This window comes from Methanocalculus sp., from assembly GCF_030651615.1.
Classification (GTDB): domain Archaea; phylum Halobacteriota; class Methanomicrobia; order Methanomicrobiales; family Methanocorpusculaceae; genus Methanocalculus.
Genome location: NZ_JAUSCG010000075.1, coordinates 1 through 3,296, shown reverse-complemented (window position 1 = coordinate 3,296; position 3,296 = coordinate 1). Strand labels below are relative to the sequence as shown.

The following is a 3,296-nucleotide window of genomic DNA, read 5'->3' as shown; positions in this document are numbered from 1 at the left end:
GGGATGATATTCTGCTTATATCTGAGAGAATACGCCCGATTCCTCCCCCAGATGATAGTGTCGCGGCGATGATTGATCCTCCCCAGACCGCGACACCAAGGATCGCAAAGACCCGCCCCGCTCCCGTAGCTGCCGCCCCGGTGACAATCTCCGGGGTAAGTCCTGATAGACTGCCAAAGAGGATTGCAGCTCCGAAAAGGACGGGAAACGGAGGGAACTTATAGTATGCGGTTGCGATTGTTACGAGGGTAATACAGATAAAAAAAGCGAGGAGTGTCTCCACTCCGTTCACTCCGGGGGAGGGGTATACGGAGCTTTACAAGCCCGATCATGAATGATGGCACTGTTGCCGGAGGGATCTTCGATGATCAGGGTGAAGGGGATCATCCCCTCCCGTGCCTCTGCAATGGTTTTGAGCCCTTCCAGTGCAGATCGACGTTCATCATCATCTGCTGAGAGGAGCACTGTTTTTATTGCATCCTCGACACGCGCAAGTACTCCCTCTACATTTGAGACGAATCCCTGGCATGCAGGTCCCGGATCGATAGAAACACCAAGTTCAGGTATCTCGATCCTCCCGGACGTTGATCGGGCGACACGGGCAGAGAGATCATCTGCTCCTTTGATCTCAAATTCATACCTGATCGGCTCATTGCTTGTGAGGATCATTGTATCTGTCAGCCGAAAGCCGCATGCCTCACAAAGTCCGCACATAAGGAGAATGTCCGAGAAATAAGGGATATTTTCGGTTTGATAGATGAATTCAATCTCAGTTCCGCAGAGCGGGCAGGGGCCGGATAGGGCCTGTTTCACCTAGTTGCCTCCACCTATCTTATCCCGTGAAATCTTCACCGATGTTGGTGTGATGACGACGTATCGCTGATCTCCGATACCGATGATATCGCCGTTTACATCACGAGCAACGTCTTTTAAGTCCTTCATCACCCGTTCGAAGGTGATCTTGTCAAGCTTGAGTTTCTGAATATCAATGATCACAATGTTGTTATTATACACCTCGTCTTTGATCCTCGGTGTATCTTTCAAGTCGTTGATCGTTGCAATCTTGACATACATCAGAGCAGGTTCCTCACCCACCGTCGCGCTTTCGTAAGCCGCGAGGTCGAGCTCCATATAGTCCTCTTCCTTGGGGGTGGCACCCTTTCCGCCAATGATGGAATCAAGAAATCCCATGTAGAATCCTTTCTATTGGTAGTTATTAATGGTATCCTTATATCTCGAGATTCCAGATCAGATCGCCCACATAATGGATATTTTTTGCAATCTTCCCTTTCTCCCGTGCAAGGATCTCTTCTGCATCATACAGTGCAATCACAACAGCAAGGGGTTTGCCATGCCTCTCATCAACGATGAGTGCGGGTTCATTCGCCCTGACATCCGGTGATACCGAGACGACACCCGGGCGCATCACGTCGGCACCATTGACCATATAGCTGACCGCACCGGAATCGACAACGATCCGTCTGGCTGAGAATGGGCGGAGGTGCGCACCCCTGAGGGTTGGGAATGCCCAGCCATCCCGGGAGATGAGAAGTGGCTTCTTATCGATGAGAAAGATCGAAATGTCAGCATCAGTCTCCGCACGCTCAACAAATGAGGTGTCAAAGAGTGCAGCCTCATCCCCCAGTGCCTGCTCCAGCATCTTTTTCATCAAAGCTGCCTGGCTTTTTTTTATTGCATGCCGTTTTCGGATTGTAATCTCTGCCATTTGTTCTCATACTCTTTTCTTTTTGCGATACTTAATGGGTCTGGGGTGTACGCTATCTTTAAGTGAGTCGCAGGTGCATGTATTGTACTCTTTAGGGAGATGCGAAGGTATTTTTCATGACCAAACGACCGCTTGATATTCTAGAACAGGTCTTAAATCGGCAACCGGTGTTCATCTCGCTGAAAGGCGGCCGTGAGATCCGGGGGGTACTTCAGGGCTATGATGTCCATATGAACCTCGTTCTTGACCGTGCAGAAGAAGAGACAGAAAGTGGTGTTGTAAAACTCGGCACGCTGATAGTTCGTGGGGATAATGTGATCTATATATCCCCTTCAGTCGAATAAGGAAGTGATTTTTCATGTCGAAAGGTACTCCATCGATGGGTCTGCGCAACAAGCATTCCCATATTATATGCAGGCGGTGTGGCAGAAACTCCTACCACGCCCGAAATAAGGTGTGTTCATCATGTGGATTCGGACGAAGCGCCCGTATGCGCTCTTACCGCTGGATAAATAAAAAGTCAATCAAACCGACGCATTAGAGCTTTACTATGTGCGGCATCGTCGGCATCGTTGACGCAGGAGGAGTTTCCCTCCCCCTGTATTATGCCCTCTTTGCCCTCCAGCATCGTGGGCAGGAGAGTGCGGGCATCTCAACATATGATGCCGGTATACTCCATAAGCATAAACAACAAGGCCTTGTTGCAGAGGTCTTTAACCGTGAGATCTTAACTGAACTCACCGGAAAGGTTGGAATCGGGCATGTCCGGTATCCGACGACCGGAGAGAACCAGCCTGAGAACACCCAGCCTCTGAACTTCTCGTTCAAAGGGCATGTCTTTTCTATCGTTCATAACGGAAATCTCGTTAATAGCAAAGAGCTCTCATCAGATTACGAAGATCAGGGCCATATCTTTGCAACGACCACCGACACCGAGGTGATCGCAGCGATCATCGCGCGTGAACTGACGGTGTCTGGCTCAATGGAGGATGCGATCATCCTCTGTATGCAGAAGCTGGAAGGGTCATACTCGGTTATTGCGATGCTTGATGGTACCATCTATGCATTCCGCGACCCTCTTGGGATCAAGCCGCTCTGTATCGGTAAGACCGACAGCGGCTACATGGTTGCGTCAGAGAGTGTTGCAATGGACGCGCTCGGCGCGATATTCATTCGTGATCTGAAACCCGGTGAACTGGTCAGGATCGATTCAAATGGCATCTCCTATCGACAGGTGACACGATCGAGTCATAGTGCCTTCTGTATCTTTGAGTATGTCTATTTTGCCAGATCCGACTCGGTCATCGACGGCGTTCTTGTCTATGATGTCAGAAGGAAGATCGGCGAGATGCTTCATAATGAGGCTCCGGTTAATGCAGAGATGATCTCTCCGGTCCCTGACTCCGGCATGGCGTTTGCAACCGGCTACTCTGAAGCGTCAGGCATCCCCTTCAAGGAAGGGCTGATTAAGAACCGGTACATCGGCAGGACATTCATCATGCCGACGCAGAAACTCAGGGAAAACGCTGTCCGGATGAAGCTTAACCCTGTCAGGGGTCATATCAAAGGC

Annotated in this window: 7 protein-coding genes; 3 read left to right on the top strand and 4 right to left on the bottom strand. The window is 50.2% G+C overall.

The genetic code is table 11. The features are described from left to right. The 4 genes from Q7V06_RS03060 to Q7V06_RS03045 form a co-directional block, all read right to left on the bottom strand. On the bottom strand, positions 1-283 hold a 283-nt coding region (locus tag Q7V06_RS03060; RefSeq protein WP_304837904.1), incomplete at its 3' end, for a hypothetical protein. 5 nt (positions 284-288) lie between these two features. After that, complete coding sequence (locus Q7V06_RS03055; RefSeq protein ID WP_304837901.1) at positions 289-813, bottom strand: ZPR1 zinc finger domain-containing protein; 525 nt, start codon at positions 811-813, stop codon at positions 289-291. Beyond that, on the bottom strand, positions 814-1,191 hold the full coding sequence (gene sepF / locus Q7V06_RS03050) for a cell division protein SepF (protein ID WP_304837898.1): 378 nt from the start codon (positions 1,189-1,191) through the stop codon (positions 814-816). 37 nt (positions 1,192-1,228) lie between these two features. Next, on the bottom strand, positions 1,229-1,726 hold the full coding sequence (locus Q7V06_RS03045; RefSeq protein ID WP_304837896.1) for an RNA-binding protein: 498 nt from the start codon (positions 1,724-1,726) through the stop codon (positions 1,229-1,231). Positions 1,727-1,842: 116 nt separating this feature from the next. Here Q7V06_RS03045 and Q7V06_RS03040 point away from each other — a divergent pair, with 116 nt between their 5' ends. The 3 genes from Q7V06_RS03040 to purF all read left to right on the top strand — a co-directional run. Further along, positions 1,843-2,070: an LSM domain-containing protein gene (locus Q7V06_RS03040; RefSeq protein ID WP_304837893.1), complete on the top strand. Its 228-nt coding sequence runs from the start codon at positions 1,843-1,845 to the stop codon at positions 2,068-2,070. A 14-nt stretch (positions 2,071-2,084) separates the two neighbouring features. Continuing rightward, entirely contained in the window at positions 2,085-2,267 is a 183-nt protein-coding gene (locus Q7V06_RS03035) for a 50S ribosomal protein L37e (RefSeq protein ID WP_304837891.1), read from the top strand. A gap of 9 nt (positions 2,268-2,276) precedes the next feature. Continuing rightward, on the top strand, positions 2,277-3,296 hold a 1,020-nt coding region (gene purF / locus Q7V06_RS03030; RefSeq protein WP_304837889.1), incomplete at its 3' end, for an amidophosphoribosyltransferase.

Bases quoted from the DNA above. Each gene is read 5' to 3' on its own strand.
- Q7V06_RS03040 (WP_304837893.1), top strand. From the start codon at position 1,843: ATGACCAAACGACCGCTTGATATTCTAGAACAGGTCTTAAATCGGCAA.
- Q7V06_RS03035 (WP_304837891.1), top strand. From the start codon at position 2,085: ATGTCGAAAGGTACTCCATCGATGGGTCTGCGCAACAAGCATTCCCAT.
- sepF (WP_304837898.1), bottom strand. From the start codon at position 1,191: ATGGGATTTCTTGATTCCATCATTGGCGGAAAGGGTGCCACCCCCAAG.
- Q7V06_RS03045 (WP_304837896.1), bottom strand. From the start codon at position 1,726: ATGGCAGAGATTACAATCCGAAAACGGCATGCAATAAAAAAAAGCCAG.